Origin of the sequence: Rhodococcus spelaei (assembly GCF_006704125.1) — a bacterium.
In the GTDB taxonomy this organism is placed as follows: domain Bacteria; phylum Actinomycetota; class Actinomycetes; order Mycobacteriales; family Mycobacteriaceae; genus Rhodococcus_G; species Rhodococcus_G spelaei.
Genome location: NZ_VIGH01000005.1, coordinates 276,478 through 282,257 on the forward strand (window position 1 = coordinate 276,478; position 5,780 = coordinate 282,257).

Annotated in this window: 6 protein-coding genes; all 6 read left to right on the top strand. The window is 64.6% G+C overall.

Annotation, left to right across the window (positions count from 1 at the left end; all coding sequences use genetic code 11):
* Genes FK531_RS13450 through nicT form a run of 6 tightly spaced genes read left to right on the top strand, consistent with a single transcriptional unit; the run spans window position 1 to window position 5,017 of the window.
* Window positions 1-594 carry an urease accessory protein UreE gene (locus FK531_RS13450; protein WP_142100096.1) on the top strand — a complete coding sequence of 198 codons (594 nt, stop codon included), beginning with the start codon at window positions 1-3 and terminating at the stop codon, window positions 592-594.
* Window positions 584-1,297 (top strand): urease accessory protein UreF, encoded by a 714-nt coding sequence (locus tag FK531_RS13455; protein ID WP_142100098.1) that lies wholly within the window; start codon window positions 584-586, stop codon window positions 1,295-1,297. Before FK531_RS13450 ends, FK531_RS13455 begins: the two co-directional genes overlap by 11 nt.
* Before the next feature lie 10 nt (window positions 1,298-1,307).
* On the top strand, window positions 1,308-1,952 hold the full coding sequence (ureG, locus tag FK531_RS13460) for an urease accessory protein UreG (RefSeq protein ID WP_142100099.1): 645 nt from the start codon (window positions 1,308-1,310) through the stop codon (window positions 1,950-1,952).
* Window positions 1,949-2,857 (top strand): urease accessory protein UreD, encoded by a 909-nt coding sequence (locus tag FK531_RS13465; RefSeq protein ID WP_246098137.1) that lies wholly within the window; start codon window positions 1,949-1,951, stop codon window positions 2,855-2,857. Before ureG ends, FK531_RS13465 begins: the two co-directional genes overlap by 4 nt.
* A 28-nt stretch (window positions 2,858-2,885) precedes the next feature.
* Entirely contained in the window at window positions 2,886-3,923 is a 1,038-nt protein-coding gene (locus FK531_RS13470) for an urea transporter (RefSeq protein ID WP_142100101.1), read from the top strand.
* On the top strand, window positions 3,920-5,017 hold the full coding sequence (nicT, locus tag FK531_RS13475; protein WP_246098138.1) for a Nickel transporter NicT: 1,098 nt from the start codon (window positions 3,920-3,922) through the stop codon (window positions 5,015-5,017). Before FK531_RS13470 ends, nicT begins: the two co-directional genes overlap by 4 nt.
* The last annotated feature ends 763 nt before the right edge of the window (window positions 5,018-5,780 follow it).

The window sequence follows — 5,780 nt, forward strand, 5'->3', positions numbered from 1 at the left end:
GTGACACAGAGGCTCACGCCCCCTCAGGGGCAGCCCGTTCGGATCAACGCGATCCTCGGCAATGTCGACGACCCCGTCTGGCGGTCCCGCCGGCACGCTGCGACGGTCGACCGTCTGGTGCTCGACCAGTGGGAGGCACAGAAAAGCCGGCTCCGCCGCAATACGAAGGGCGGGAAGGAGATTGCGCTCTCGCTCGACCGCGGGGTCCAGTTGCGAGACGGGGATGTGCTGGCCTGGGACGAGGACGGCAATGCCCTCCTGGTGGCACAGATCGACCTGAAGGACGTGATGGAGGTCGAACTGTCCGGCCTGCTCGGGTCCATGCCGGACGTCGTGGTCCAGACCTGCCTGGAGCTCGGACACGCGATCGGGAATCAGCATTGGCCGGCGGTGGTGAAAGGCACCAAGGTGTACGTCCCGCTCACCGTGGACAGGGCGGTGATGGGATCGGTGATGAAAACCCATGCGTTCGAAGGTATTACGTACGACTTCCGGCCGGGTGCGGAGGTGATCCCGTACCTGGCCCCACACGAGGCTCGCCGGCTGTTCGGGGCGGCCGCGCGCGAAGGCGAAGGGCACACCCATGCGCCCTAGCCTCGACACGACGGACGTCGACATCACTCGCGCGGCACGGATCGCCCAGTTCGCGGATTCGATGTTTCCGACAGGATCGTTCTCCTTCTCCAACGGGCTCGAATCCGCGGTGTCGGAAGGGGTGGTCACCGATGCCGCCACACTCCGGGAGTTCGTGCTCACCGCGGGCCGCCAGGCCGCCACCTGTGACGGCGTCGCGCTGCTGACCGCCCATCGGTCCGCGACTGCAGGCGACTTCGTCGGGGTGCTGGCTGCCGACCATGCAGTCTTCAGCCGAAAGCTCAACGAGGAAGCCCGGACGATGTCGACCCGGATGGGCAAGAAACTGGCCGAACTCGGGGTCCGACTCGGCGGCGGCGTGGTACTGGGCAAGTGGCTGACCGCAATCGTCGCAGCGGACACGCCGGGGACCTATCCGGTGGGAGTGGGAATCGCCTTCGCGGACATGAACTCTCCCGAGCAGGATGCCTTCGTCGCGCACCAGTACGGCGTCGCGATGACGATCCTCGGCGCCGCATTGCGAACCCTGCGCGTCGACCATGTTGACACGCAACAGATTCTCTACGAGGTCAACGGGAACACCGCCGGGCTGTACGCGGAGATTGCCGAGCGCACCCTGGACGACATGTCCACCTTCGCACCGATGGCCGACATTCTTGCCGCGGTGCACGTGCGATCTCACGTCCGGATGTTCATGAACTAGAGGGGCAACGATGAAGAAGACAACCCGTATCGGGATCGGCGGACCGGTGGGATCGGGCAAGACGGCACTCATCGAGGCGATCACCCCGGTGTTCGTCACCAGGGGGACCAGTGTCCTGGTGATCACCAACGACGTGGTGACGACGGAGGACGCCAAGCATGTCCGGCGCTCGCTCAAGGGCGTGCTCATCGAGGAACGGATCGTCGGTGTCGAGACTGGTGCCTGCCCACACACCGCGGTACGCGAGGACCCGAGTATGAACCTTGCGGCCGTCGAGGACATGGAGGAACAGTTCCCCGGCACCGATGTGGTGTTCATCGAGAGCGGTGGCGACAACCTCACCCTGACGTTCAGTCCGGCGCTGGTGGACTATTTCATCTACGTCATCGATGTCGCGGCCGGCGACAAGATACCGCGCAAGAACGGTCCCGGTATCGCTCAATCGGACATCCTGGTGATCAACAAGACCGACCTGGCCCCGTACGTACACGCGGATCTCGACGTGATGGCCCGGGATTCGACGCTGATGCGGGGAGGGAAGCCGTTCATCTTCACCAACTGCCTTACCGGGGAGGGGATCGGTGACGTGGTGGACGAGATCGTGCACGGTGTTCTCTTCGACAGCCCCGAGGGGGCAGATGTGGCCGCGACGTGAACGTGCTCGCAGTCCCGGAGTTGGCGCCTTACCAGGACGAGCCGAAACAGGCCCCGTCCGGTCGAGTGGTCAAGACCGGGATCCTCGAGATGCGATTCGAGGATCGCGGAGAGCGGTCCGTTCTGGGGCACCTGTACCGCAAGGCCCCGCTGCTGGTGCAGCAGGCCCTCTACTGGGACGAGGCCCTGCCCGGCATGCCGTGCGTGTACATGATCACCACCTCCGGGTGCGTGCTGCAGGGGGATCGGCTCCACATCGACATCAGCATGGAGCCGGGTTCGATGGCGTACGTGACCACCCAGTCGGCGACGAAGGTGCACGAGATGGATGCCAACTTCGCCTCCCAGGAGCAGACTCTGACATTGGGTCACGACTCGTATCTGGAACTGATGCCGGGCACGACGATCCCGCACCGGCATGCGCGCTACGTGGCCCGCACCGATATCACGATCGATCCGACCGCGACGCTGTTGTTCGCCGAGACGGTGATGCCGGGACGCAAACACCACCGCGGTGAGGTCTTCGAGTACGACCTGTACTCGACCCTGACCAACGCCCGGCGACCCGACGGCACGGACCTGTTCACCGAGAAGTTGCTGATCGAGCCGGCACACTGGCCGGTCCGGTTGGCCGGGGCGATGGGTGAGTACGACGTCTTCGGCAACGTCGTACTGCTCACCCCCAAAGCGAACGCGGACATGATCATCGAGCAACTCGTGCCGGGCAGACAGGACGGAGAGATGACGGTCGCCGGAGCAAGCTGGCTGCCGAACGATGCGGGACTGATCTACAAGGTGCTCGGGCCCGAGAGCGCTCCGGTGCGGGAGAAGGTGCGCGAGTTCTGGGCGGTGGTGCGACGGACGGTGCTCGACGCGCCGATTCCTCCTGTGCCGCTGTGGGGTTGACAAGGCGGCGAGGACTGAGGTGGCGGTGATGGACCCACTCACGGAGTCCTGGGACCGGGTGGTGCAACGCCACGCGACGTTGCGGTTCGTCGACACCAACCTCAAGGGCGCAGGGCAGGTGATGTTCCAGGGCAATGCGCTGACCGGGTTGCTATTCCTGATCGGAATCGCTTGGGGGACAGTCTCCGCGCGCACGATCTCGGTGATGGTCGGTGCGGTCGTCGGACTCGTGGTCGCGACGGTGACCGGCGGTCTACTCAACGCCGACACCACCTCGTTGCGGGTCGGCCTCTTCGGGTACAACGGCATTCTGGTCGGTGCGGCGTTCCCCACTTTTCTGGCCGGTCCGATGATGTGGGCGTTTCTGGTAGTGGGTTCGGCAACCTCGACGGTGGTGTTCCTGGCCACCGCCAATGTCTTCAAGACCTGGGGAGTGGCGGCGCTGACCTTCCCGTTCAACCTGGTCAACTGGATCTTTCTGCTCGGTGCTTTTCAATTCCTCCGGATCGAGACGCCGGGGCTCGGTGCCGGCCAGTTCCCGCAGCACGTCGGCGACGCCTCGATGCACACCCACATCACCGTCGGGTATCTGTGGGACACGTTGTTTCGCAATCTGGCGCAGATCTTCCTGATCGACAACACCGTCACCGGAGTCATCTTCGCGATAGCTCTGTTGGTCGCGTCGCGGTGGGCGGCGGTGTTCGCGTTGATCGGGTCCGGGGTCGCGACGGCGACCGTCCTCGCGCTGGGCGCCAACTCCGTCGACGTCGGCAACGGACTGTACGGCCTGAGTTCGGTGCTGACGGCGATCGCACTGGGCTCGGTGTTCTACCAGCCGTCCTGGCGGATTCTGGTGTACGCGATGTTCGGGGTTCTGGTGACGGTCGTCGTCCACGCCGCGCTCGTCTCGGCGTTCGCGCCGATCTCGCTGCCCGCGGGAACCGGCCCGTTCGTCATCGTGACGTGGATGTTCCTGCTTCCGAAGCACAAGTTCGTCCCAGTCCAGCACGGGGTGATCCGCGGTGGCGCCGCGGAGTCGAGGCACAGCAAAGGCGGTACACCGTGAGCGTTTCCGACATCACCGGTTCTGCGGAGCCGTCCGCCGGCTCGAGGTGGCGGCGTGAGGACACCGTCAGGTTTGCGGGTTTGCTGACGGTCATCGTCGCCATGCATGTCGTGGCGTGGGGTGTGCTGGTATTCGTCGTGGTGCCTGCGCACTACGCGCTCGGTTCGGCGGTGCTGGGGATGGGTCTCGGCGTCACGGCCTACACCCTCGGCGTCCGGCATGCGTTCGACGCTGACCACATTGCCGCAGTGGACAACACCACTCGTACGCTGCTCGCCGTTGGCAAGCGTCCCGTCTCGGTGGGATTCTGGTTCGCCCTGGGCCATTCGACGGTGGTCGTGGTGCTGGCAATGTTGATCGCGTTCGGCGCCAAACTGGTGAGCACCCTCGTCGACGACGGCTCCGGTGCCCATCAGACCCTCGGCGTGGTCGGGACTTCGGTGTCGGGCCTGTTCCTGTTTCTCGTCGGCACCATCAACCTGATCGCGCTCGCCGGCATCGTGAGGGTCTTTCGGGGCATGCGTCGCGGCTGTTACGACGATGCGGAACTCGAGGCGAAGCTGAACTCGCGCGGGTTCATCGCGCGCATCCTCGGCCCACTGACCCGGTCGATCAGGCATCCGTGGCAGATGTATCCGATCGGCTTGCTCTTCGGCCTCGGCTTCGACACCGCGACCGAGATCGCGCTCCTGGTGCTGGCAGGCAGCACCGCCGCGTCCGGTCTGCCGTGGTACGCGATCATGGTACTGCCGCTGCTCTTCACCGCCGGGATGACGTTGTTCGACACTCTCGACGGCGCCTTCATGAGCGTCGCCTACCGGTGGGCCTTCTCGAGCCCGGTCCGCAAGGTGTACTACAACATCACCGTCACCGGCCTCTCGGCGGCGGTCGCGTTGATCATCGGCACCATCGAACTGGTGACCATCCTGCACGACAGACTCGGCCTCACGGATCCGGTCACCGGGACGATCACCAACGTGAGCCTCGACAACGTCGGGTTCCTGATCGTCGGGACGTTCGTCGCGGTCTGGGCCGTCGCCATCGGCTACTGGCACCTCGCCAAGGTAGAGGAGCGGTGGGCACTCGACCGTTGAAGTCGGCACCAGGCCGTTCGATGCAGTTCCGTCTCTTCGGTCCGCTGAGCGCCACAGTAGCGCAGCTACCGCACCGCCGGTTGCGGGCGTAGTCGGCCGGAACGGCCCGGGTTGCCTGCCAGCAAACCCGACCATCTTGTGAGGCTACATCACGGACTGTGATCAGATCACAACTTTCCTGTGACTAACGACCAAATCGCACAACTCGCCCCTCCGTGATGCCTGACCTGCGAAGACGCGTCCGGCTTCGGAGGCGGACTGCTCGGCTGCGGGCGACTTGTGTCATTCGAACGATTCGAACTTGGACGCTTGTCGACTGAATGTCCAAAAGGCCCCGAACGCACCCGGCAACACGGTAAGTTGCCTCGTGCGGTCGAAGGCGTCCTGCCTCGGTCGCGGTCGGGACGCCGTCGGTTCGGCGGTGTGATTGTTCTTCGGGAGGGCGATCTGTGAGTACACGATGGATCGACGTTGATCTCACGCAGGTGCCCGCTGCGGAGTCGATGATGGAGTTACCGCGGCGCAGCCATGGACAGGCCCCGCGTGGAGTGTGTGTAGGTACGTGACGTCCCCATGACCTGCCGATAGATCGATCACGCGCCCGTAGGCGCGTTCACTTCCCGCTGCGAAGCGGATTCCTTCTTGTCGAAATCTGTCTTCGGCCCACCGTGCCCGTCGTAGCCCTTGGTGCTTTCGTTACGACGGCCGTCGGGCCTGGGTGCTTACAGGGACGAATGAGTTGTTCCGGAATAAGGGGTATCAG